The 22,629-nt window shown below is 63.6% G+C and carries 19 protein-coding genes; 18 read left to right on the top strand and 1 reads right to left on the bottom strand.

Going from position 1 to position 22,629, the window contains the following annotated elements; translation table 11 throughout:
- The first annotated feature begins 205 nt into the window (after positions 1 to 205).
- From AOG28_RS14865 to AOG28_RS14920, 12 genes are all read left to right on the top strand, one after another.
- A complete protein-coding gene (locus AOG28_RS14865; RefSeq protein ID WP_082388840.1) occupies positions 206 to 1,675 on the top strand; it encodes a malonyl-CoA decarboxylase in 1,470 nt (489 codons plus the stop codon).
- A gap of 84 nt (positions 1,676 to 1,759) precedes the next feature.
- Positions 1,760 to 3,319 carry a malonate--CoA ligase gene (locus AOG28_RS14870; RefSeq protein ID WP_054556956.1) on the top strand — a complete coding sequence of 520 codons (1,560 nt, stop codon included), beginning with the start codon at positions 1,760 to 1,762 and terminating at the stop codon, positions 3,317 to 3,319.
- Between the two features lie 255 nt (positions 3,320 to 3,574).
- Positions 3,575 to 4,057, top strand: a complete 483-nt coding sequence (gene madL, locus AOG28_RS14875; RefSeq protein WP_082388841.1) for a malonate transporter subunit MadL — start codon at positions 3,575 to 3,577, stop codon at positions 4,055 to 4,057.
- Positions 4,058 to 4,067: 10 nt separating this feature from the next.
- Positions 4,068 to 4,829 (top strand): malonate transporter subunit MadM, encoded by a 762-nt coding sequence (gene madM / locus AOG28_RS14880; protein ID WP_054556957.1) that lies wholly within the window; start codon positions 4,068 to 4,070, stop codon positions 4,827 to 4,829.
- 576 nt (positions 4,830 to 5,405) lie between these two features.
- The gene (locus AOG28_RS14885; RefSeq protein ID WP_054557025.1) at positions 5,406 to 6,713 is read left to right on the top strand and encodes an O-acetylhomoserine aminocarboxypropyltransferase/cysteine synthase family protein; all 1,308 of its coding nucleotides are present in this window, start codon (positions 5,406 to 5,408) and stop codon (positions 6,711 to 6,713) included.
- Positions 6,714 to 7,067: 354 nt separating this feature from the next.
- Positions 7,068 to 8,045: a TRAP transporter substrate-binding protein gene (locus AOG28_RS14890; protein ID WP_054556958.1), complete on the top strand. Its 978-nt coding sequence runs from the start codon at positions 7,068 to 7,070 to the stop codon at positions 8,043 to 8,045.
- Between the two features lie 2 nt (positions 8,046 to 8,047).
- A complete protein-coding gene (locus AOG28_RS14895; RefSeq protein WP_235507050.1) occupies positions 8,048 to 8,629 on the top strand; it encodes a TRAP transporter small permease in 582 nt (193 codons plus the stop codon).
- Positions 8,626 to 9,915: a TRAP transporter large permease gene (locus tag AOG28_RS14900; RefSeq protein WP_054556959.1), complete on the top strand. Its 1,290-nt coding sequence runs from the start codon at positions 8,626 to 8,628 to the stop codon at positions 9,913 to 9,915. The genes AOG28_RS14895 and AOG28_RS14900 overlap by 4 nt, the downstream gene beginning before the upstream one ends.
- A gap of 3 nt (positions 9,916 to 9,918) precedes the next feature.
- Entirely contained in the window at positions 9,919 to 10,716 is a 798-nt protein-coding gene (locus AOG28_RS14905; protein WP_152965438.1) for an aldolase/citrate lyase family protein, read from the top strand.
- A gap of 142 nt (positions 10,717 to 10,858) precedes the next feature.
- A complete protein-coding gene (locus AOG28_RS14910; RefSeq protein WP_054556961.1) occupies positions 10,859 to 12,586 on the top strand; it encodes a thiamine pyrophosphate-binding protein in 1,728 nt (575 codons plus the stop codon).
- Positions 12,587 to 12,726: 140 nt separating this feature from the next.
- Positions 12,727 to 14,097 carry a Zn-dependent hydrolase gene (locus AOG28_RS14915; RefSeq protein ID WP_082388842.1) on the top strand — a complete coding sequence of 457 codons (1,371 nt, stop codon included), beginning with the start codon at positions 12,727 to 12,729 and terminating at the stop codon, positions 14,095 to 14,097.
- A complete protein-coding gene (locus tag AOG28_RS14920; protein WP_054556962.1) occupies positions 14,094 to 15,614 on the top strand; it encodes an aldehyde dehydrogenase in 1,521 nt (506 codons plus the stop codon). The genes AOG28_RS14915 and AOG28_RS14920 overlap by 4 nt, the downstream gene beginning before the upstream one ends.
- 109 nt (positions 15,615 to 15,723) lie before the next feature.
- Here the strand turns inward: AOG28_RS14920 and AOG28_RS14925 are convergent, their stop codons facing one another.
- On the bottom strand, positions 15,724 to 16,821 hold the full coding sequence (locus tag AOG28_RS14925; RefSeq protein ID WP_082388844.1) for a LysR family transcriptional regulator: 1,098 nt from the start codon (positions 16,819 to 16,821) through the stop codon (positions 15,724 to 15,726).
- Between the two features lie 187 nt (positions 16,822 to 17,008).
- Between AOG28_RS14925 and AOG28_RS14930 the strand changes: the two genes are divergently transcribed.
- The 6 genes from AOG28_RS14930 (at position 17,009) to AOG28_RS14950 (ending at position 22,580) form a co-directional block, all read left to right on the top strand.
- Positions 17,009 to 18,436, top strand: a complete 1,428-nt coding sequence (locus tag AOG28_RS14930) for a sodium:solute symporter family protein (protein WP_054556963.1) — start codon at positions 17,009 to 17,011, stop codon at positions 18,434 to 18,436.
- A 155-nt stretch (positions 18,437 to 18,591) separates the two neighbouring features.
- On the top strand, positions 18,592 to 18,909 hold the full coding sequence (locus AOG28_RS18290; protein WP_152965439.1) for a hypothetical protein: 318 nt from the start codon (positions 18,592 to 18,594) through the stop codon (positions 18,907 to 18,909).
- A 162-nt stretch (positions 18,910 to 19,071) separates the two neighbouring features.
- The gene (dctP, locus tag AOG28_RS14935) at positions 19,072 to 20,061 is read left to right on the top strand and encodes a TRAP transporter substrate-binding protein DctP (RefSeq protein WP_043334967.1); all 990 of its coding nucleotides are present in this window, start codon (positions 19,072 to 19,074) and stop codon (positions 20,059 to 20,061) included.
- A 10-nt stretch (positions 20,062 to 20,071) separates the two neighbouring features.
- The gene (locus AOG28_RS14940; protein WP_052384734.1) at positions 20,072 to 20,581 is read left to right on the top strand and encodes a TRAP transporter small permease; all 510 of its coding nucleotides are present in this window, start codon (positions 20,072 to 20,074) and stop codon (positions 20,579 to 20,581) included.
- Positions 20,582 to 20,584: 3 nt separating this feature from the next.
- Positions 20,585 to 21,889: a TRAP transporter large permease gene (locus AOG28_RS14945; RefSeq protein ID WP_054556964.1), complete on the top strand. Its 1,305-nt coding sequence runs from the start codon at positions 20,585 to 20,587 to the stop codon at positions 21,887 to 21,889.
- A gap of 22 nt (positions 21,890 to 21,911) precedes the next feature.
- Positions 21,912 to 22,580 carry an RraA family protein gene (locus tag AOG28_RS14950; protein WP_054556965.1) on the top strand — a complete coding sequence of 223 codons (669 nt, stop codon included), beginning with the start codon at positions 21,912 to 21,914 and terminating at the stop codon, positions 22,578 to 22,580.
- Positions 22,581 to 22,629: the final 49 nt, after the last annotated feature.

Genomic DNA, 22,629 nt, shown 5'->3' on the forward strand with positions numbered 1-22,629 from the left:
TCGCTCTCCTGCCTTCATTGAACAGGGAAGTGGCCGTGCAGGAAACTGACTTTAGTCTAGTCATGCATGGGATTCCTTGACGCTACCACACGATGCGCCTATCTGTTGTATACAACAAGACGACGCAAATATTTAAGCCTCAGACGCCATACTGAGAGCTAAATCAGTGAATACGTCGCTTAGTCCCGCGCCTTGAGGAACCGCCATGAACATCAATCTGAGTTTTCTGCAGGATCTGCTGACCCATGTCGGCCAGCGTGCCCGCCAGCAGGTCGGCCTCTCGCCCGGCGCCGGCAATGAAGACACCGCCCTCGCCCGCCTGACCGAGAGCTGCCACAACCTCACCGAGAGCAGCGGTGAAGCCTCGCGCATCATGATGGCCCAGCGGGCACTGGAGGATTATCAGCAGCTGGATCACGAGCAGCGCCTCGCCTTCTTCCGCGTGCTGGCCGAGCACTACGCCGCCGATGAAGACCGTATCCACGCTGCCTACGCGGCCTATCGCGACTCCCCGGACAACGCCAATCTCAGTGCGCTGTTCGCCGCCAGTGAACCCAGACGCCAATCGTTGCTGCGCCGCCTGAACCTGTGCCCCGGCGGCACCTATGAAATCGTGCGCATGCGTGCCGACCTGCTCAAGCTCATCAAGCAGCATCCGGAATTGAAGCCGCTGGATGCCGACTTCGCGCATCTGTTCGCCTCCTGGTTCAATCGTGGCTTCCTGATGCTGGAAGCCATCGACTGGAACACCCCCGCGGCGGTGCTGGAGAAGATCATCCGCTATGAGGCGGTGCATGCCATCCAGGACTGGAGCGACCTGCGCGGACGTCTCGACCCCGAGGACCGCCGCTGCTACGCCTTCTTCCACCCGGCCATCGGCGATGAGCCGCTGATCTTCGTCGAGGTGGCGCTGTGCAAGGGCGTGCCCAACAACATCCAGCATCTGCTCGCCAACAGCGGCCAGACCACCGAGCGCGAGGCGGACACCGCCGTCTTCTACAGCATCAGCAATTGCCAGAAGGGCCTGAAAGGCATCTCGTTCGGCAACTTCCTGATCAAGCAGGTGGTGCAGGAACTGCAACGCGAACTACCCAATCTCAGCCGCTTCGTCACCCTCTCGCCGGTGCCCGGCTTCAGTCACTGGCTCGAACGCGCACGTGACGAGGAAGGCCTGGAAGTCTCAGACCTGCTGGCCCATCACCTGCAGCACGATGACTGGATGAATGACGAGGAGGCCCAGCAGAAGATGGCGCCGGAGCTGCGTGCCCTCGCCGCCCACTATCTAGTCAACGTCAAGCATCGCAGCGGCCAGCCGATGGACCCGGTCGCGCGCTTCCACCTCGGCAACGGTGCCAGCCTGCATCGCCTCAACTGGCCCGGTGACACCTCACCCAATGGCCGCCAACAGGCCCACGGCCTGATGGTGAATTACCTCTATGAGCCGCACCGCATCGAGCAGAACCACGAGGCCTTCAGCCGCAACGACAGCGTGGTGTGCAGCAGCGAGGTAAAGAAGGAGTCGAAAGCCAACAAGGAACTGGCCAAGGCCCCAAAGCGCGAGGCCAAGAAGGAAAGCGATTCCCTGTCATCAAAAACAGCCGAACAGCCGCAAGCACCGAAACCGGCTGCTGATGCCAATGACAGCAAGCAAGCGCCTGAGTCTCTGGAAGAATAAGCCGCTCGAAAAATGATTCGCCCGTCAGGCACGCCGCCTGCCGGAGCACGCCTCACTACAAAAACAATGCCATTGGAGCCAATGATGTCTCACGCCAACCACGACAACCTCTATCTGCAATTCGCGCGCAACTTCGATGAGCGCCCGGATGCCACCTTCCTCGATACCGTCGAAGGCCACGGCTACACCTTCGCCCAGGCACGCACCGCCGCCGGCCAGATGGCCAGTGCCCTGCGCGAGCTGGGCGTGGCACCGGGCGACCGCGTCGCGGTGCAGATCGACAAGAGCTGCGAAACCGTCATCCTGTATCTCGCCTGCCTGCAGGTCGGGGCGGTCTATCTGCCGCTGAACACCGCCTACACCGGCGAGGAGATCCTCTACTTCCTGGGTGACGCCGGCCCGCACCTGTATGTCTGCCAGCCCAAGGTGCTGGAGACGGCACGCGAACTCGGCAAGCAATGCGGCGTGCCGCGCATCGAGAGCCTCGGTACCGAGCAGGACGGCAGCCTGATGGAGCAGGCGCGCCAGTGCAGCGCGAGCCACGAGGTCGAGCCACGCGCCGCCGATGATCTCGCCGCCATTCTGTATACCTCCGGCACCACCGGACGCAGCAAGGGCGCGATGCTGACCCACGCCAACCTGGCCTCCAACTGCCAGGCACTGGCCGAGACCTGGCGCTTCAGCGCGGACGACCACCTGATCCACGCCCTGCCCATCTTCCATACCCACGGCCTGTTCGTGGCCTGCAATATCGTGCTGACCGTCGGTGCCTCGATGACCTTCCTGCCCAAGTTCGATGCCGAGCAGATTCTTGATCTGATGCCGCGTTCCAGCGTGCTGATGGGCGTGCCGACCTTCTACACGCGCCTGCTGGAATCCGAGCGCCTCAACCGCGAGACGACCGCCAGCATGCGCCTGTTCGTCTCCGGTTCCGCGCCGCTGCTCAGCGAGACCCACAGCGAATTCAGCGCACGCACCGGCCACGCGATTCTCGAACGCTACGGCATGACCGAGACCAACATGAACACCTCCAACCCTTACGACGGAGAGCGTCGCCCGGGCACGGTGGGCATGGCGCTGCCCGGCAGCGAAGTGCGCGTCACCGACCGCGAGACAGGCGCCATCCTGCCGCGCGGCGAGACCGGGCTGATCGAGGTGCGTGGGTCGAACGTCTTCAAGGGCTACTGGAAGATGCCGGAGAAGACCGCCAGCGAATTCCGCGAGGATGGCTTCTTCATCACCGGCGATCTCGGTCATATCGATGCCGATGGCTATCTGTGCATCAGCGGCCGCGACAAGGACCTGATCATCTCCGGCGGCTACAACATCTACCCCAAGGAGGTGGAGCTGCTGATCGATGACATGCCCGGCGTCAACGAATCGGCGGTGTTCGGCGTGCCGCACCCTGACTTCGGTGAAGGCGTCTGCGCGGTGGTGGTGATGCAGCCCGGCCATCAGGACAGTCTCGATGAAGCGGCGGTGCTGGTCGCCCTCAGCGACAAGCTGGCCCGCTACAAGCAGCCCAAGCGGGTGTTCTTCATCGGTAGCCTGCCACGCAACGTGATGGGCAAGGTGCAGAAGAAACAGCTGCGCGAGGAATATGCACAGCTGTTCGCACCTGAACCGGCCCGCTCACACGGCTGAGCCAGCCCTGTCACCTTTTCCACCCCTGTCAGGACCGACACCTGACACCCTCGTGCCACCGGCATGGCGTGACGCCATCACGTCATGCCGGTGGTTTCACTCACCCTCAAACCCTGTAGAAGACACGCAATAGCCAGGCTAGCCAACCTGGATTGTCCAACCTGGATGGACGAGAAGTTAAATAAATCAGATAGACGACAAGACGCCACACTGATTCACCACCCCTTCACCACAACAACAAGAAGGTATTACGCCATGGTGATCTACGGAGTTGCCCTGCTCGCAGGGTGCATGATGGCCGGTCTCGTGATCGGTGATCTGCTCGGAGAAATGCTCAATATCAATTCCAATCTCGGCGGCGTCGGCATCGCGATGCTGCTGCTCATCTTCATCACCGGCGTGCTGAAGGACCGCGGCAAGATGGCCGACAGCACCGCCAGCGGCATCAATTTCTGGAACGCGATGTACATCCCCATCGTGGTCGCGATGGCCGCCAGCCAGAACGTGGTCGCGGCCTTCAGTGGCGGCATGGTCGCGCTGGTCGCGGGCGTGCTGGCCGTGGTGCTGGGGCTGGCCCTCGTGCCGCTGCTGACCGGCAAGCGCCCCGAGAATACGCTGGAAGATGACCCGCTCGCCGGCGAGACCCGCTATACGCCGACCAGAACCTCAGTGACGACGGGGGCGCCGGTACTGGACCGCAGCCGCCACACCTCCTCCACTCCTGCGCACAAACACTGAGGGCTGAACCATGATCGAGTCACTCGTCCAACTGTTCGACAAGTATCATCTGGTCGCCGCCTTCGCCGTGATCGGCCTGGCGATGTATGTCGCCTACTGGATCAGCAACAACCTGACCCACGGCAAGCTGCACGGCTCCGCCATCGCCATCATCCTCGGCCTGGTGCTGGCCTATGTGGGCGGCGCGACCACCGGCGGCAGCAAGGGGCTCTCTGATGTCACGCTGTTCTCGGGGCTTGGCCTGATGGGCGGCGGCATGCTGCGTGATCTCGCGATCATCGCCACCGCCTATGGGGTAAACCTCAAGGAAATCCGCCAGACCGGCTTCCGTGGGGTCGTGGCGCTGTTCGTCGGCGTGCTGATCTCCTTCATCGCCGGTGGGGGTGTCGCCATCGCCTTCGGCTATACCGATCCTGTCGATATCACCACCATCGGCGCGGGCGCGGTCACCTACATCGTCGGCCCGGTCACCGGTGCCACCCTGGGGGCAAGCTCCGAAGTGGTCGCGCTGTCGATCGCGGCCGGACTGGTGAAGTCGATTCTGACCATGGTCGCCACGCCGATGACGGCGCGCCTGATCGGGCTCGACAATCCACGCTCCGCGATGATCTTCGGCGGCCTGATCGGCACCACCAGCGGTGTCGCGGCCGGTCTCGCCGCCACCGACGCCCGCCTGGTGCCCTACGGCGCGATGACGGCCACCTTCTACACCGGTCTGGGCATTCTGCTCGCCCCGACGGTGCTGTTCCTGGCGGTACGTGCGGTGATGTAAGCGTTGCTCTGCAATTAGTAAGTAAGGACTGCACCAAACCAGACACGACGGCGGCATCAGCAAGGACAAAACGTCCCACGCTGATGCCGCCGTCGTGTCTTTACTGTCTAGCTGCTTCCTTTCAACTGCACGTACGCGCTTTCGCACTTTCGCGCAGGCAAGCCTGATCAGCGTGACCCCAACAACATCTCCATCACCGAGCGCGCCGCGGGCCACATCACGCTGCCGTGGTCTTCGCCTGCATAACGCCGCCATTGCACCTCGATCTGCGGGCAGCGCTCGCCCAACTGGCGGGCTATCGCAGCGCGGCCAACTTCGCCACCGCCTTTCGCCGCCAGTTCGGCGTGCCGCCCAGTCAGGGGCCGGTGGTGCCCGCGTAGCGACGCTTGGACTTGGCGATGACCCGTTGCTAATGTTGAGCGTCGTCGCGGCATGCGCCCTGTTGGCGGTGAAGGCAGACCGCAGCCGCATACGGACGAACGACAACAGCACGAACTGAACATCACGAAGAACAGCACGACACAACAAGACTTCGCCACGCTCTCGCACAAGGACACTGTCATGTCGGTTGACAACATGAAGCTGGAATCCCTCGCCCTGCATCACGGCTATACCTCGGAAGCCACCACCAAGGCGGCGGCGGTACCGATCTACCAGACCAGCTCCTACACCTTCGATGATACCCAGCACGGCGCGGACCTCTTCGATCTCAAGGTGCCGGGCAACATCTACACCCGCATCATGAACCCGACCAATGACGTGCTGGAACAGCGCATGGCCGCCGTCGAGGGCGGTATCGCGGCGCTGGCGGTGGCTTCCGGCATGGCGGCGATCACCTATGCCATCCAGGCGCTGGTGCAGGTCGGCGACAACATCGTCAGCACCAGTCAGCTGTATGGCGGCACCTACAACCTGTTCGCCCATAGCCTGCCGCGTCAGGGGGTCGAGGTGCGCATGGCGGCCTTCGATGACTACGCCGGCCTCGAGGCGCTGATCGATGACAAGACCCGCGCCGTCTTCTGCGAGTCCATCGGCAATCCTGCCGGCAACATCGTCGATCTCGAGCGTCTGGCCGAGATCGCCCACCAGCATGGCGTACCGCTGATCGTCGACAATACCGTCGCCACGCCTGTGCTGTGCCGCGCCTTCGATCACGGCGCCGATATCGTGATCCACTCGCTGACCAAGTACATCGGCGGCCACGGCACCACCGTGGGTGGCATCATCATCGATTCCGGCAAGTTCGACTGGGTCGCCAACAAGGAGCGCTTCCCGATTCTCAACGAGCCGGACCCCTCCTACCACGGCGTCGTCTACACCGAAGCCTTCGGTCCCGCTGCCTATATCGGGCGCTGCCGTGTGGTGCCGCTGCGCAATACCGGCGCGGCGCTGTCACCGCAGAGCGCCTTCCTGCTGCTGCAAGGCCTGGAAACCCTCAGCCTGCGCATGGAACGCCACTGCAGCAATGCGCTCACGCTGGCCGAGTATCTGCAGCAGCACCCGAGCGTCAGCTGGGTCAACTACGGCGCGCTGCCCGACAGCCCCTATCACGCCACCTGCCAGAAGATCACCGGCGGCAAGGCCTCCGGTATCATAAGCTTCGGCATCAAGACGGACGCGACAGGTGACGACAAGGCCGAAGCCGGGCGCATCGCCGGTGGCAAGTTCATCGACGCACTGCAGATGATTCTGCGCCTAGTCAATATCGGCGATGCCAAGTCGCTGGCCTGCCACCCGGCCTCCACCACTCACCGCCAGCTCAACGAGGAAGAACTGGCCAAGGCCGGTGTCTCGGCGGATCTGGTGCGTATCTCGGTGGGAATCGAGCATATCGACGACATCATCGCCGATGTCAGCCAGGCGCTGGACAAGGCGGTGGCCTGACCCGAGCGCGGCTCTTAAACGACAGTCAGGCGCCATTCAGGCGCCAATCAGGCTGCCTCAGTGATATCTCAGCGCCCGCGAAGACACCCCTCTTCGCGGGCGCCTTGTGTTGCGTATCCCGATAACTCCCGCTTCGCCCAAGCCTGCCAGAACCGCAATGGCAACAAAGAAAGATAACGGTATATAAAAGGACTGGACTATAGGATTGGCGAACCATCGAGACCCAGCATAAATCTGATTAATACCAAGAATAAAAAATCGAAACTACCGAAATACACGAACAGAACACACTCTTGGATCAAGGCGCACACAGAGGCGCCTGTCACAACGATAACAACTCCAAGAGGTGTCCCGATGAAGCGTACCCTGCTGACCGCTGCAATTGCCGCTACCGCTATCCTGCCGCTGAGCGCCGCTCAGGCTCAGGATATCAAGCTCGGCCACGTGCTGGCGCCCACCCATAGCTGGAACATCGCTGCGGAAGGTTTTGCCAAGGATGTCGCCGAGGCCACTGATGGCCGCGTCAATTTCCAGGTCTTCCCCAGCGGACAGCTCGGCAACGAGAAGACGGTCGTGGAAGGCATGCAGATCGGCAGCGTGCCGGCTGGCGTGATCGGCTGTGGCTCCTTCCAGCCGCTGGATGCCCGCTTCGGCATCGTCGAACTGCCCTATTCCTGGCCGGACCGCGAACACGCCTACGCCGCCTACGATGGCAAGCTGGGCGATGCGCTCGAGGACGTCGCCGACGAGCACAACATGAAGATCCTGTCGTGGTGGGAAAACGGCTTCCGTCACGTCACCAACAACCGTGGCCCCATCACCACCCCGGAAGACCTCGCGGGCCTCAAGATTCGCGTCACGCCGGACAAGATGCGTCTGGACACCTTCACCGCACTGGGTTCCAGCCCGGCGCCGCTGTCCTTCGGTGAGCTCTACTCCGCGCTTCAGCAGGGCGTGTTCGATGCCCAGGAAAACCCGCTGGCCATCATCTATTCCTCTTCCTTCAGCGAAGTGCAGGACTACGTCTCCCTCACCGGTCACGTCTGGGCACCGGCGTGTCTGACCATCTCCAACTTCACCTGGAACCAGCTCTCCGAGCAGGATCAGGCCGCGGTGCAAAAGAGCGCCGACGAATGGCGTGACAAGCAGCGTGCGATGACCCAGAAGGATGACGCCGAACTGGTCGCCAAGCTGGAAGAGGCAGGCATGCAGGTCAACGAGGTCGACACCGCGCCCTTCAATGCCAAGGTGCAGGGTGTCTGGGCCGAGTACACCGACGTCTTCGGGCCTGAGCTGATGGGCCTGGTCGAGCAATACCGCAAGGGCGAGTAACGATGTCTTCCGCCTCTCCCTCCGTCAAGCCGCTGGCCGTGTTGTGTGCCGTGCGTACCTTGATGATCACCCTCTCACGTTGGAGCTGCCGGGGCTGTCTGGCCCTGGCTGCCAGCGGAGTCGCTGCGCTGTCGGCACTGGTGATCTGGACCGTCTTCATGCGCTGGGTCATGGGTCAGCCGCCGCACTGGGCAGAAGAATTGCCGCAACTGGTGCTGGTATGGACCACCCTGCTGGCCGCGGTGTCCTGCACCCGCAACCGCACTCACCTGAGTGCGGGCCTGCTGCCGCTGCTGGTGCGCTCGGTGCGTATCCAGCGCATTACCGGACGCATCACTGACGCCATGATCCTGATCATGCTGCTGTTGCTGGCCAAGGCAGGCATGGATCTGAGTGCCATCACCATGCGTCAGACCACCACTGCGCTGCAGATTCCGGCCGGTATCGTCTATCTGTCCGTGCCGCTGTGCTGCACCGCGATGGCACTGGTACAGCTGGAGCACCTGCTGACGCCGACCGCAACCTCCCGTGACACCCTGGCCGATGGCGCCCCGTCATCCCCACGCCAAGGAGATGCCTCATGACTCTCGGCGCCCTGGCTCTGCTCGGCGTATTCGCGCTCGGCATCCTCATCGACATCCCCATCGCCTTCGCGCTGTTGATGTCGGCCCTCTTCTACCTGCTGGCCTTCGGTGCCGCGCCCATGATGGTCTCGGCGCAGCAATTCGTGGCCGGGATGGAAAGCTTCACCCTGCTGGCGATCCCGCTGTTCGTGCTCGCCGCCCAGTTGATGAACCGCGCCGGTCTGACCGAACGCCTGGTACGCCTGTGCATGGCGATGGTCGGTGACATCCGCGGCGGTCTGGCGGTGGTCGCGGTGCTCGCCTGCATGATGTTCGGCGCGCTGTCCGGCTCCGGCGTGGCGGACGTGATCGCCATCGGCAGCATGCTGCTGCCCACCATGGCCCGCAACGGCTATGACAAGGGCTTCAGCAGTGCGCTGGTCGGCACCGCCAGCTCCATCGGCACCGTGATTCCGCCCAGCATCGTGATGATCGTCTACGGCACCACCTCCAATACCTCGGTGGGCCAGCTGTTCATGGGCGGCATCATCCCCGGCCTGATGCTGACCGTCGCGCTGGTCGGCGTCGCCCTCTACATGTCACGCAAGCATGGCTGGTCGGGCGGTGTCGCGGCCCGTGTGCCCGGCGAGCGTCGCCGCGCCCTGCTCAGCGCCATGCCGGCCCTGATGGTGCCGGTGATGATCATCGGTGGCATCCGCTTCGGGGTCTTCACGCCCACCGAAGCCGCCGCCTCCGCGATTCTCTACGCCATCATCATCGGCACCTGTGTCTATCGCAGCCTGACCTGGCGCGGCTTCCTGGACAGCGTCCGCGCAACCGCCGAGACCACGGGCGCCATCCTGCTGATCATCGGTGCGGCCGGCATGTTCGCCTGGGGCCTGACCTACGAGCAGGTGCCGCAGGCCATCGCCCAGCTGATCGGCGAATTCACCGACAGCCGCATCAGCGTCCTGCTGCTGTTGACCGCCGTGCTGCTGGTACTGGGTTCCTTCATGGAAAGCGTGGCGATCATCATCATCGTGACGCCCATCGTGATGCCACTGCTGGCGCAATACGGCATCAGCCCGGTGCACTTCGGGGTACTGCTGACCGTCAATCTGGCCATCGGCGCCAATACGCCGCCACTGGGGATCGACCTGATGGCCGCCTGTCGCATCGCCGGCATCAACGTCAGCGACTCGCTGCGTCCGCTGGGCCTGATGCTGGGCGCGATGCTGACCGTGCTGATGCTGATCACCTTCATTCCGGAACTCGTGCTGTTCCTGCCCAACCTGATGGAGGGCTGAGTGATGACCACCGCCATGGACCACAAGCTTCCCCAGCGCTGGCTGTTCGTGCCGGGTGACGACGCCGCCCGTCTGCAGGCCGCCCTCACCAGCGGCGCCGATGCCATCGTCGTCGATCTCGAAGAGTTCACCCCGGCCGCCGGGCGCAAGCTTGCCATCAGCCGCTTCGCCGACTTCGCCAGACGCGCCCGTGCCCTGAAGGTGTGGCCGGCCGTGCGCCTCAACCTGCTGGAGCACGGCGGTCGCGAAGAGCTGGCAGAGCTGATCAGCACCACCTTGGGCGATCCCACTGGCACGCCCGCCGCCATCTTCCTGCCCGCCGTCGAGCAACGCGCTCAATTGGCCGCGCTGGATGACGCCCTCGCCGAGCAGGAAGCCCAGCATGGCCTGCCACGGGGCAGTCTGAAGAGCGTCGCGACGCTGGAAAGCCAGGCCGGACTGCTGGCCGCCGAGGAACTGCTCGCCGCGGGCGATGACACGCCACGTCTGCTGGGAGCACTGATCGGTACCGGGGACCTGGCCACGGATCTGGGCCTGATGCCCGACCAGCCCGCCGCCACCATCACCGAGACGCTCAAGCCGTGGCGTCAGCGGCTGTCGCGGGCCTGCAAGACCCATCGCCGACTGGCCATCGATGGCCCGTGGCGCTGGAAGCACGGGCTGGGCACCGACCAGCACTGGGCCAATCAGCAGGGGCTGCAGGCGCGTTGCGTCATCTACCCCGAACAGCTCGAGGCGCTTTATGACCTCATGCCCGCTCGCGGCGCTGACCCGATGCCCGCTGGTGGAGCGCTGACCTGATGCCCGTCGACAGCACCGCGCCTCAGACCTGAGCCGCTGCCCTGACGAGCACCGCACCGAATTCATTACCGCGTCAGAAACTACCGACGTCTCAACACCGATTTCTCAACACTGATTTCTCAACAACAACGAGAGCACTCCCATGACTCAGGCCGCGAACACTTCCTCCGCTTCCACCCTGCCGCTGCGCAATGGCGGGCAGATCCTCGTCGATCAGATCCGTCTGCACGGCACCAAGCGTGTCTTCCTGGTGCCGGGCGAAAGCTACCTGCCGTGCATCGATGCGCTCAATGAGCACAAGGGTGCCATCGAGCCCATCGTCTGCCGCCAGGAAAGTGGCGCAGGCTACATGGCCGAAGCCTACGGCAAGCTGACCAACGAGCCGGGCGTGTGCTTCGTCACCCGTGGCCCGGGCGCCACCAACGCCTCCATCGCCGTACACACCGCCTATCAGGATTCCACGCCGATGATCCTGTTCATCGGTCAGGTCGGGGGCGACTTCATCGAGCGCGAAGCCTTCCAGGAAATCGATTACCGCCGCATGTTCGGCGAGATGACCAAGTGGGTCGCGCAGATCGACGACACCTCGCGCATTCCGGAATACATCGCGCGAGCCTATCAGGTGGCGCGCAGTGGCCGTCCGGGCCCGGTGGTGCTGGCACTGCCCGAAGACACCCTGTGGGGCGAAGCCCAGGTCGCGGACGTCAAGCCGCACCCGCGTCTGGCCACCTACCCGGGCCAGCCGCAGCTGGATGAGCTCAAGAGCCTGCTCGCGACTGCCGAGCGCCCCTTCCTGCTGGTCGGTGGCAGCGGCTGGACCCGCGATGCCCAGGTCGCACTGGAAGGCTTCGCCGAGCGCTTCGATATCCCCACCGGTGTCGCCTGGCGCCGTCTGGAATGTGTCGATGCCGAACTGCCGCAATTCGCCGGACACGTCGGCATGGGCATGCATGACGCACTGCGCCAACAGCTGGTCGAGAGTGATCTGGTGATCGCCGTCGGTACCCGTATCGGCGAAGCCACCAGCGAAGGCTACAGCTGGATCCAGTCGCCGGTACCGACCCAGAAGCTGGTGCACATCTACGCAGACCCGGAAGAGCTGGGCCGTGTCTATCAGCCGACGCTGGCCATCAATACCGACGTCAACGGCTTCTCACTGGCGCTCTCCACCCTGTCCCCGGATAGCGCCCCGCGCTGGTCCAACATTACCCGCGAGGCACGCGCCGCCTATCTGGCCACGCTGGAAGAGCAGCCGTCGCCGGGCCCGCTGAGCCTGGACAAGGTCAGCCTGACCGTCGACCGCATTCTCGATGGCAAGGGCTGCATCAGCGTCGGCGCCGGCAACTACGCGCTCTACGCACACCGCTACGTGCGCTTCCGTGGCCTGGGCAGCTCGCTGGCCCCGACCGTCGGTTCCATGGGGTACGGCCTGCCCGCCGCCATCTCCAGCAAGCTGGAATACCCGGAACGCCCCGCCGTCTGCTACGCCGGTGATGGCTGCTTCCAGATGAACCTGCAGGAACTGGGCGTGGCACTGCAGTATCGCCTCGGCGTCGTGGTACTGGTGTTCAACAACGGCATGTGGGGCACCATCCGCGCCCACCAGGAAAACGACTTCCCGGGCCGCGAGATCGCGCTGACCTTCACCAACCCGGACTTCGCCGCGCTGGTCACCGCCTACGGCGGCCTGGGTCAGGTGGTGGAGAAGGACGAGGACTTCGAGGAAAGCTTCAAGCGCGCCCTGGAATTCGCCGACCGCGAGCGTCTGCCGGCCCTGATCGAGCTGCGCTATGACCCGGACGGCATCGCCCCGGGCAAGCTGCTCAGCGGCATCCGTGAAGATGCCCTCACGCGCAACGCGGCCGAGTAAGTCACAGGGAGGCGCTCCTTCCCGCCTTCAGACGACCTTCCCGTCGCCCGAAGGCGGGAAGGTCGCCAGTCAGAACAGTTGAACCGTCAGAACAGTTGAACCATGCCGCCAGAGCGCGACGACAGGAGTCATACAACAACATGTCCACTACCACTACCCCTTCAGCTCCCTCTGCCAACACCGAACAGACCCAGCAGATTCTGGATAGCCTCGCCCTGCGCGTTGATGGCAAGCGCCTGTGGGACGCGCTGATGACATTGGCCGAGATCGGCGCGACGCCCAAGGGCGGCAACTGCCGTCTGGCCCTGACCGAAGAAGACCGCGCCGGCCGCGAGCTGGTCACCGGCTGGCTCGAGGCCGCTGGCCTGACACTGCGCGTCGACGAGATCGGCAACATCTTCGCCCGTCGCCCGGGGCGCAATGACAACCTGCCGCCGGTCGCCACCGGCAGCCACATCGACACCCAGCCCACCGGCGGCAAGTTCGACGGTTGCTACGGCGTGCTGGCCGGCCTGGAAGTCATGCGCGTGCTGGATGAGCGCGGCATCGAGACCGAAGCCCCGCTGGAAGTGGTGATCTGGACCAACGAGGAAGGCAGCCGCTTCGTGCCGGTGATGATGGGGTCCGGCGTGCATGCGGGCTTGATCCCGCTTGAGAAGGCCCTGGCCGCCACCGACCGTGACGGCGACAGCGTTGCCGCGTCACTGGCGCGCACCGGCTATGCCGGCGACGTGCCGGTGGGCAGCCATGATTTCGGCGCCTATTTCGAGGCGCATATCGAGCAGGGCCCGGTGCTGGAGCAGGAAGAGATCACCATCGGTGCCGTCACCGGCTCGCTGGGTCTGCATTGGTTCGACGTGGTGGTCAGCGGTCAGGAAGCCCACGCCGGCCCGACGCCGATGCCCTACCGCCGCGATGCGCTCAAGACCGCCTGCGCGCTGGTCAGCGACATCCTGACGCTGGCCGATGCCTACCAGCCCAACGGTCGCGTCACCTGCGGCGAATTCAATGTGCATCCCAACTCGCGCAACGTGATCCCGGGCCAGGTGCGCTTCAGCGTCGACCTGCGTCACCTGGAACCGGCAGTGCTCGCCGAGATGCACGAGCAGCTCAAGGCGCTGTGCCTCAAGCATCACGCCGCCAACCAGAGCGACAAGCAACGCGTAGACATCGAGCTGATCGAGGTCCAGCACATTCCGCCGACGCCCTTCGCGCCGGAACTGATCGAGATGGTGCGCAGCGCCAGCCAGGAGCTGGAACTCAGCTTCCGCGACATGGAAACCGGCGCCGGTCACGACGCCGTGCAGATCGCCGGCATCAATCCGGTGGCGATGATCTTCGTGCCCTGCGAAGACGGCATCAGCCACAACGAGAGCGAGAACGCCGAACCGTCCGATCTCGAGGATGGCGCCAACGTCCTGCTGCTGGCGATGCTCAAGCGTGCCGGCATCGTCAGCACTGACACTGACGACGCCAATGCGACCCACAACACCGCGGAGAACGCCCAATGAGCACTGCCACATCCGCCCCGCTGACGCATGCCGACTGGCAGCAACGCGCCGCCGCGCTGACCTTCGAGACACGCGCCTTCATTGACGGTTCCTACACTGAAAGCACTGGCTGCGACACCTTCCCGGCCTGGAATCCGGCCACCGGCGAAGTGCTGGCGCATATCACCGCCTGCACCGAGCAGGACATCGACCGCGCCGTGATGGCCGCGCGTCGCGCCTTCGAATCCGGTGTCTGGTCGCGTCAGTCCCCCCAGGCCCGCAAGGCCGTGCTGCAGCGCTTTGCCCAGCTGATCAGCGACAATGCCGAAGAACTGGCCCTGCTGCAGACACTGGAAATGGGCAAGCCGATCGGCGACAGCCTGGGCTTTGATCTGGCGGAAACCGCGCGCTCGGTAGCTTGGTACGCCGAGGCCATCGACAAGCATTACGACGAGATCGCGCCCACCGGCGAGAACGTGCACGCCACCATCACCCGTGAAGCGCTGGGCGTGGTCGCGGCGGTGGTGCCGTGGAACTTCCCGCTGATGATCGCTTCCTGGAAGTTCGCGCCGGCGCTGGCGCTGGGCAACAGCGTGGTGCTCAAGCCGGCCGAAGCCTCAAGCCTGAGTGCGCTGCGTCTGGCGGCACTCGCCGATGAAGCCGGCATTCCGGCGGGCGTGTTCAACGTCACGCCGGGCCTCGGCGCGGTGGCGGGTCAGGCGCTCGGCCTGCACATGGAAGTCGATGCGCTGGCCTTCACCGGCTCCACCGCGACCGGCAAGCGCTTCATGCGCTATGCCAGCGACTCCAACCTCAAGCGTGTGTGGCTGGAGTGTGGCGGCAAGTCGCCGCATATCGTGTTCGCCGACTGCCCGGACCTGGACCAGGCCGCACGCGCTGCCTCCGACGCCATCTTCATCAATCAGGGCGAAGTCTGCATCGCCGGTTCGCGCCTGTATGTCGATGAAGCCATCTTCGATGACTTCATGCCGCGTCTGATCGCCTGCGCCCGCGCCATGCCGGCCGGTGACCCGCTCGACCCGGCCACGCGCATGGGCGCACTGGTCAGCGCGGACCACCACGAGAAGGTGCTCGGCTTCGTCGAGACGGCGCTCTCGGAAGGCATGACGCTGCACCAGGGCGGTCAGGCGATCGCGCCCAGCGACGCCACCGCCGGCGGCTGGTATCTGGAGCCGACCATCGTGGAAGGCGGCCAGAACAGCACCGTGATGCGCGAGGAAATCTTCGGCCCGGTGCTCGGCGTGACCCGCTTCAGCGGCGAGGAAGAAGCCATCGAACTGGCCAATGATTCCATCTACGGGCTGGGCGCTGGTCTGTGGACCCGCGACCTGGCGCGTGCCCATCGTGTCTCGCGGCGTCTCAAGGCGGGTCTGGTGTGGGTCAACTGCTATGCCGATGGCGACATCAGCGTGCCCTTCGGTGGCGTCAAGCAGTCCGGTTTCGGGCGTGACAAGTCACTGCACGCGCTGGACAAGTACTCCGACCTGAAGACCACCTGGATCAATCTCGCCTACTGAGGCCTGTGACGATCCACCCACCATCGGCACCGCTGCCATCCGATGTTGCAGGATGGCAGCGGTGCCGATGGTGGTAGTCGAGAAATGGGGCTTGAAACTGAGGTTCGGTCTAGACGGTTTCGCCCTCGCCCTCATTCTCGTCGGACTCGGGCTGGGCCGCACCCGGCTGGGCCGCATCAGGATCAGCATGCACGGCGGCAAGCGGGTCGCGACTGGCCGGCACACCGTCGGCTGCGGCAGAGGCCGCGGCGGGCTGCATTTCCAGCCCGCGATGCAGACGCTCTTCCAGCGGCACCTTGGCCAGCGCGTTGTGCATGAAGTTGACGAAGGTGGATTCGGCGGCACTGAAACGCGCCTCGCGGTGCCACATCAGGTGCAGGTCGATATCGGCCACGCCACCGTAGGGCGGCAGGGGCCACAACTCTCCTTCCGCGACTTCACGGCGCACGATGTGCTCGGGCATACAGCCGATGCCCCAACCGGCCAGCACCATGCGGCGGATTTCCTGCAAGCTGCTGGACTGACCGATCACCGGACCCTGCACGCCTTCGCGGGCACGGAACATCGCCAGCGGTGACAGCACGCCATCGAGCTGTTCACTGCCAAAGGAGACATAGCGTTCATTGCGCAGCGCATCCATCGGCAGGTTCTGCTGGCCGAACAACGGATGCATGCGACCACAGAAGTAGCGGTAATTCTGGCGCGCCAGCACCTGGGACATCAGCTGTTCAGGCGTCTGCTGGGCCAGACAGATACCCAAGGCCCCCTGGCGCTGCAGCAGGCCCTGCTGCACCTCGTGACTGGACATTTCCTGGATCGAGAAGGTGACCTGGGGGAAACAGCGGTGAAAGCGTGCGAACACGCTATCAAGGAAACGGCATTCAATGCCGGTGATGAACAGGAGCGAGACATGTCCGGAAATCTCCGTATGACTATTGCCCACCTCAGAGGCGAGACGCGCCACATTGGCGTAGATCTCCACCGCCTCGCGATAGACCACCTGCCCCGCCCCGGTCACGCGAAAACTGTGACTGTCCCGTTCGATCAGACGCTGCCCCAGGCGCTCTTCCAGGCGCTTGAGTGACAGACTCACCGCTGGCTGTGACAGGTAGAGACGCGCCGCGGCCCGACTGACGCTTTCCTCCTGGACGATGACGATGAATGTTCTCAGCAGGTTCCAGTCCAGCGTGTCATGTATGGGTCGCATGGCGATTGTTCCTGTCCCGAAAGTGGCGCGACCGGCAAGAGCGCAATGAAACGCACTCCCGGTGGTACGCCAGATGGTAATAAAGTCAGCACCGCGTCACCAACGTCTGCCCTCGAGTGATATATTCCCCCTCGCTCAAGACACTAATGACGATCAATACAATATCAATAAAGCGGAAAACACGACGATGTTCGATACCCGAGAAACCTTCATTCTCTCGATCATGATCATAGCATGTGGCGTATTTCTGATGGGGCTTTCGCTCTATTTCTTCCGCCGCATCAAGACCTATGATGATTACAATGTCGCAGGCCGTTCCACCTCGACCTTCCCGCTGATCTGTACGCTGATCGGTACCGCCGTCGGCGGTTCGACCCTGCTGGGCTTCGTCTCCAAGGGCTACACCTTCGGCATGGGCCAGCTGTGGCTGCCGGTGGGCATGACCTTCGCGGGCATTGCGCTGTACTTCTTCATCGGCAAGATCCACGCCGAAGGCGAGCGCCTCAACATGGTGACCCTGGCCGACTTCCTGGTCAGTCGCTTTGGCGAAGGCGTCAGGGTGCCGACGCTGCTCAGCATCCTGTGTGCCTACGCGGCCATCACCGGCATGCAGTTCGTGGCCGTGGCCACGGTGCTCAAGCTGGTGTTCGGCCTGGCACTGCCGGTGGGCATCCTGCTGACCTGGGCACTGCTGACCGCCAAGACATGGCTGGGCGGCCTGATGGCGGTCATCTGGTCAGATGCCATCCTGGGCACCCTGCAGACCCTGGGCATCTTCTTCCTGCTGGTCACCGTCTACTACGCCAGCGGCAGCTGGGAATTCATCAGTGCGGCACCGATGCCCGAAGGCAACCCTGACTTCCTGAGCCTGACCGGCATTTCCGGCCATGAACTGGCGGTCTACATGCTGACCATCGGCGCCTATCAGTTCGTGCGCCAGGACCTGTGGCAGCGCTTCTGGGCCGCGCGCAGCCTCAAGGCGGCACGTACCGGCTACGCCGTCGCCATCGTCTTCACGCTGCTGGTCGGTGGTGCCGTGGTCCTGATCGGTGCCTTCGCCAAGCTGGGGCTGGATATCGCGGTCGCCAATCCGGACCTGTCCTTCTACGCCATCATCAAGGCCACCCTGCCGTTGCCGCTGATGGTCAGCATGGTCGTCGTGCTGCTGGCGACCATCATCTCGTGCGCGGATTCGTTCTTCATCGCCGGTGCGTCCTCCATCGCCAACGACATCATCAAGCCGCGCATGAAGGGCCGCGATGATGCCTTCATGCTGCGCATGAGCCGTCACTCGGTGGTCGCCATGTCCTTGATTTCGCTGGGCCTGGCGCTCTATGCACCGCGTCTGCTCGATATCTGGATTCTCGGCAGCGCGATGCTGGTCTGCGGTGTGCTGGTGCCGACGGTGGTCGCGCTGTGCCGTCGCACGCCAGACCCGCGTGGCGGGGTGATCATGATGTGGGGCGGGCTGGCTACCGCCGTGCTGTGGCAGGTGCTGGGCCATCCCTTCGGCCTGCACCCGGTGATGATCGGTCTGCCGGTCTCGCTGGCGCTGATGCCGCTGGCGCTGCGCAAGCCGAGCCTAGGCCTCTCGACCGAGTCCGCGGCGCGCTGACTGACTGAGCTGACTAGCCGAGCTGACTTGGCGCACTGATTGGCCGAGCTGACTGAGAGAACAGTTGCGCTCGGTGCTTATCAAGTAGTGATGCACCACCCGAAAGCCCCCGTTGCCGATGACCTCTTGAGAGCATCGACAACGGGGGCTTTCCCGTGGTCAGGATCCATCGCTCTGCGGGTTTCCTGCTCGCCACTCTGATAGCCATTCTGCTCGCTACTCTGATAGCCATTCTGCTGGCCACCATGATGGCTATTCTTTTGACCATTCTGCTGACCGAGCAGATGGCTTCAGGCAGGTTTTTCGTGAGCGACTGCCCACTATCCTTGCGACGACTTGCCTGCCTTTTCTGCCATCAATCGGCCAATTTCTCATCGGAATCCCCGCATGTTGTCACCGCACAATACACACATATTTTCTTACATAAATTTGGCAAATACTGCGTATTGAAATTTGAAAGCCCAAAAGGATGATGATTCGTTGACCGCGAAGGGAGGGCCTCATAGATTGAAGGCGTACCATCACAACAAGAAGCAGGGACAGGTACCGCATGCATCTCCCGGACGCAGCATCATGGTCACGAGAAGTCCCGCATGCACTGCCCCGCTCACAATAACGATAACGTGGATACTGCTATGAAAACCCTCAAGCCCGCTCTGTTGCTCCCGCTGCTCGCCCTCCTCCCGGCCACCCAGTCCATGGCCACCGAATTGCGCATGCTGTCCAGTTACGACCAGACCACTGCCTACTCCCGCGAGATTGCCCAGCGCTTCATCAAGGAAGTCGAAGCCAACAAGGCCGCCGACCTCACCATCAAGCTGACCGGCCCGGATGTCGTACCGCCCTTCGAGCAGCTGCAGCCTGTCGCGGCCGGTGTCTTCCAGCTGCTGTATACCCACGCCGCTTACCACACCAACACCACCGGCGTCGGCGCCGCGATGGATGGCGTGGCGGTGAATCCGGAACAGACGCGTGAATCCGGCCTGTGGGACATGGTTGATGAGCACTACAACGGCCTGGGCCTCAAGCTGATCGCGATTCCGCCGCTGGGCAGCCACGGCTTCCAGTACGTGCTGAAGGAGCCGATCACTGGTACACCGGGTCTGGATGGCCGTCGTCTGCGCGGCAGCCCCACCTATACCAACGTCACCAAGGGCCTGGGCGGTACGCCGGTGCTGATGTCCAGTGGCGATGTCTATTCCGCCATGGACCGTGGCGTGATCGACGGCGCGGCCTGGGGCCTGAATGGCGTCAAGGACATGGGCTGGCAGGAAGTCGCCGGCTACTACTCCAAGCCGACCTTCGGTCAGACCTACAACTTCGTGCTGATGAACCTGAACGCCTTCAACACCCTGTCGCCGGAACAGCAGCAAGTGCTGCTCGACGAAGGCCGTGAGCTGGAAACCGAGATCGTCCCGATCCTGGATGAGCTGGCAGTCGAAGAGTGGAAGGCGCTGGACGAAGCCGGCATGCAGCCTACCGAATTCGCACCGGAAGACGCCGAGCGTCTGGATGCCCTCGTCACCGACGGTATCTGGCAGCTGGGCATCGACAAGACCCCGGACACGGTGACCGCCATGCGTGAACTGGCGATCGAGAAGAACCTGACCACCGTCAGCGAGTAAGGAATCCACCATGCTAACCCTGCTTGCACGTGTGCATGACGGCGTGACGCGAGCAGGCTTCCTTCTGGGCGGTGTCACCTTGTGTGGCATCGTCCTGTGCTTCTGGCTGGAAGTCATCGCGCGCTACTTCTTCAACTCACCCACCCTGTGGTCCGGCGCGATGGTGGCTTACCTGCTATGCCTCTCGATTTCGCTGGCAACGCCGGAACTGGCACGCACCCATGGCCATATCGCCATCACCGTGCTGCCGGAGCGCCTCGGCCCTGCCGCGCGCGCCTTCTATGATCGTCTCCTCGCCCTGGTGACCGGCGCCGTCTGCGCCGTGGCCGGTTGGATCTGCGTGCAGGAAAGCCTGCGTCAGTTCAATTACCACACCACCACCGCCATGGGCCTCGACATTCCCAAGTACTGGGTCTCCAGCTTCATCGCCTACGCGATGATCAGCGCCGCCCTGTACTTCCTGCGCCACGCCTTCACCCGCGCGACGCCCCCGGCTACCGCCGCCAGAAAAGGACCCTGAGTCATGGAATGGTATACCTCTCTGGGCCTGGCCATCGCCTTGCTGATGGGCCTGTTTGCCCTCGGCATTCCCGTTTTCGCCGCCTTCCTGACCATCAACGTGCTCGGCACGCTGTGGTTGATGGGCACCGCCGGTTTCGGCATGTTCGCCAACAGTGTCTACGACAGCATGACCTCGGAGACGCTGACCACCATCGCGCTGTTCGTACTGATGGGGGAGCTGCTGTTCCGCTCCGGCTCCATCGATGTGATCTTCGACTCGCTGGATGCCCTGATGGGCCGCATGAAGGGTCGCCTCTACTTCTTCGTCGTCGCCCTCTCGACGCTGTTCGGTGCCCTGTCCGGCTCGGCGCTGGCCGTGACCGCCATGCTCAGCCGCTCGGCGCTGCCGACCATGCAGGAGCGCGGCTATGACGACAGGCTCTCCATCGGCCTGATTCTGGGCGGGGCGAGTCTCGCGCCGATCATCCCGCCGAGTCTGTTGGTGATCATCATCGGCTCGATGGTGGATGTCTCCATCGCACGCCTTTTGATCGCGGGTATCCTGCCCGGCATCCTGCTGGCCGCGCTGTTCATCCTCTATGTGAAGGTGCGTATCACGCTGGACCCGCGCCGCGCGCCGCCCGTCGATGAAAGCGGTGGCGGCACGGCCCAGGAAAAGCGCCGCGCCGTGATCAACATGCTGCCGTTCACCATCATCATCTTCGCCGTGCTCGGTCTGATTCTGCTCGGCATCGCCACGCCGTCCGAATCCGCCGCCACCGGCGTGCTGGGTTCGCTGGTGGTCGCGGCCTACTACCGCAAGTTCTCGTTCAAGATGGCTGGCGAGGCGGTGATGTCCTCGCTCAAGGTCAGCACCATGATCATCCTGATCCTGGCGTGTTCGAAGCTGTTCTCGCAGCTGTTGAGCTTCACCGGCGCCACCAGCGGTCTGGTGAGCAGCGTGACCGGGCTGGATCTTGACCCGGTATGGATGCTGCTGATCCTGATGCTGATTCCGCTGATCGCCTGCATGTTCATCGATCAGATCGCCTTCATGATGGTGGTGATTCCCATCTACGCGCCGCTGGTCAAGCTGTATGGCTTTGATCCGGTGTGGTTCTGGACACTGTTCCTGATCAACATTTCGGTGGGCAGTCTGACCCCGCCCTTCGGCTACAACCTGTTCGCGGTGAAAGGCGCTGCCCCGGCGACGCCGATGCAGACCATCTACGCCGCGGCCTGGCCGATCGTCATCTGCTTCCTGTTCGCGATGCTGATGCTCTACTGGGCCCCGTGGCTGACGACCTTCCTGCCCAGCCTGATCTGACCGACCACGACGAGAGACTTCCATGTACCAACTCAATGACATGCCAGCGCAGGTCGCGCCTGAACGGCTGGAACAGCTCCGCCAGTGCGAGACGGCCACCATCGGCCACTTTCACACCCACGGCTTCATCGAACCGGCGATTGCCAGCATGCTGCCCGAGGTGCGCATCGCCGGTACCGCCGTCACCGTCTCGCTGCCGCCGGAAGATGGCACCCTGCTCAACCACCTGATGCGCCTGGTGCGTCCGGGCGATGTGCTGATCGTGCATCGTCAGGGCGATCGCCACCGCGCCTGCTGGGGCGGCGTGATGACCACGGTCGCCTCGCGCCTCGGCGTGGCAGGTGTGGTGATCGACGGCATGGCCACCGATGCGCTGACCATTCGCGACAAGCAGTTTCCGGTCTGGAGTCGCGGTGTCGCCTCGCTGACCACCCGCTTCGCCGGTATCGGCGGCGCGCTCAATGTGCCGGTCAGCATCGGCGGTGTCGTCGTCAATCCGGGCGACGCCATCCTCGCCGATGAAAGCGGCGTCATCGTCATGGCTCCCGAGGAAGTCTCGGCCATCGCCACTCATGCTATCGAGGTGCAAGAAGCGGAAGAAGTGCTGCTGGCGAAGATTGCCGACGGCGCCTGCCTGCCGGACCTCACCGGCTCCAGCAAGCTGATCGAGGAAGTGAACGCACGCGGTTGATCCACCCTCCCTGATTCGCCCGCGAGACGCTGTTTCTTTGGAAAGACGC

The sequence above is a fragment of the Cobetia sp. UCD-24C genome, assembly GCF_001306765.1.
Lineage (GTDB): Bacteria > Pseudomonadota > Gammaproteobacteria > Pseudomonadales > Halomonadaceae > Cobetia > Cobetia amphilecti.

Coding starts and splice junctions, on each gene's coding strand:
- AOG28_RS14865 (WP_082388840.1), top strand. CDS start 206: ATGAACATCAATCTGAGTTTTCTGCAGGATCTGCTGACCCATGTCGGC.
- AOG28_RS14870 (WP_054556956.1), top strand. CDS start 1,760: ATGTCTCACGCCAACCACGACAACCTCTATCTGCAATTCGCGCGCAAC.
- madL (WP_082388841.1), top strand. CDS start 3,575: ATGGTGATCTACGGAGTTGCCCTGCTCGCAGGGTGCATGATGGCCGGT.
- madM (WP_054556957.1), top strand. CDS start 4,068: ATGATCGAGTCACTCGTCCAACTGTTCGACAAGTATCATCTGGTCGCC.
- AOG28_RS14885 (WP_054557025.1), top strand. CDS start 5,406: ATGAAGCTGGAATCCCTCGCCCTGCATCACGGCTATACCTCGGAAGCC.
- AOG28_RS14890 (WP_054556958.1), top strand. CDS start 7,068: ATGAAGCGTACCCTGCTGACCGCTGCAATTGCCGCTACCGCTATCCTG.
- AOG28_RS14895 (WP_235507050.1), top strand. CDS start 8,048: ATGTCTTCCGCCTCTCCCTCCGTCAAGCCGCTGGCCGTGTTGTGTGCC.
- AOG28_RS14900 (WP_054556959.1), top strand. CDS start 8,626: ATGACTCTCGGCGCCCTGGCTCTGCTCGGCGTATTCGCGCTCGGCATC.
- AOG28_RS14905 (WP_152965438.1), top strand. CDS start 9,919: ATGACCACCGCCATGGACCACAAGCTTCCCCAGCGCTGGCTGTTCGTG.
- AOG28_RS14910 (WP_054556961.1), top strand. CDS start 10,859: ATGACTCAGGCCGCGAACACTTCCTCCGCTTCCACCCTGCCGCTGCGC.
- AOG28_RS14915 (WP_082388842.1), top strand. CDS start 12,727: ATGTCCACTACCACTACCCCTTCAGCTCCCTCTGCCAACACCGAACAG.
- AOG28_RS14920 (WP_054556962.1), top strand. CDS start 14,094: ATGAGCACTGCCACATCCGCCCCGCTGACGCATGCCGACTGGCAGCAA.
- AOG28_RS14925 (WP_082388844.1), bottom strand. CDS start 16,821: ATGCGACCCATACATGACACGCTGGACTGGAACCTGCTGAGAACATTC.
- AOG28_RS14930 (WP_054556963.1), top strand. CDS start 17,009: ATGTTCGATACCCGAGAAACCTTCATTCTCTCGATCATGATCATAGCA.
- dctP (WP_043334967.1), top strand. CDS start 19,072: ATGAAAACCCTCAAGCCCGCTCTGTTGCTCCCGCTGCTCGCCCTCCTC.
- AOG28_RS14940 (WP_052384734.1), top strand. CDS start 20,072: ATGCTAACCCTGCTTGCACGTGTGCATGACGGCGTGACGCGAGCAGGC.
- AOG28_RS14945 (WP_054556964.1), top strand. CDS start 20,585: ATGGAATGGTATACCTCTCTGGGCCTGGCCATCGCCTTGCTGATGGGC.
- AOG28_RS14950 (WP_054556965.1), top strand. CDS start 21,912: ATGTACCAACTCAATGACATGCCAGCGCAGGTCGCGCCTGAACGGCTG.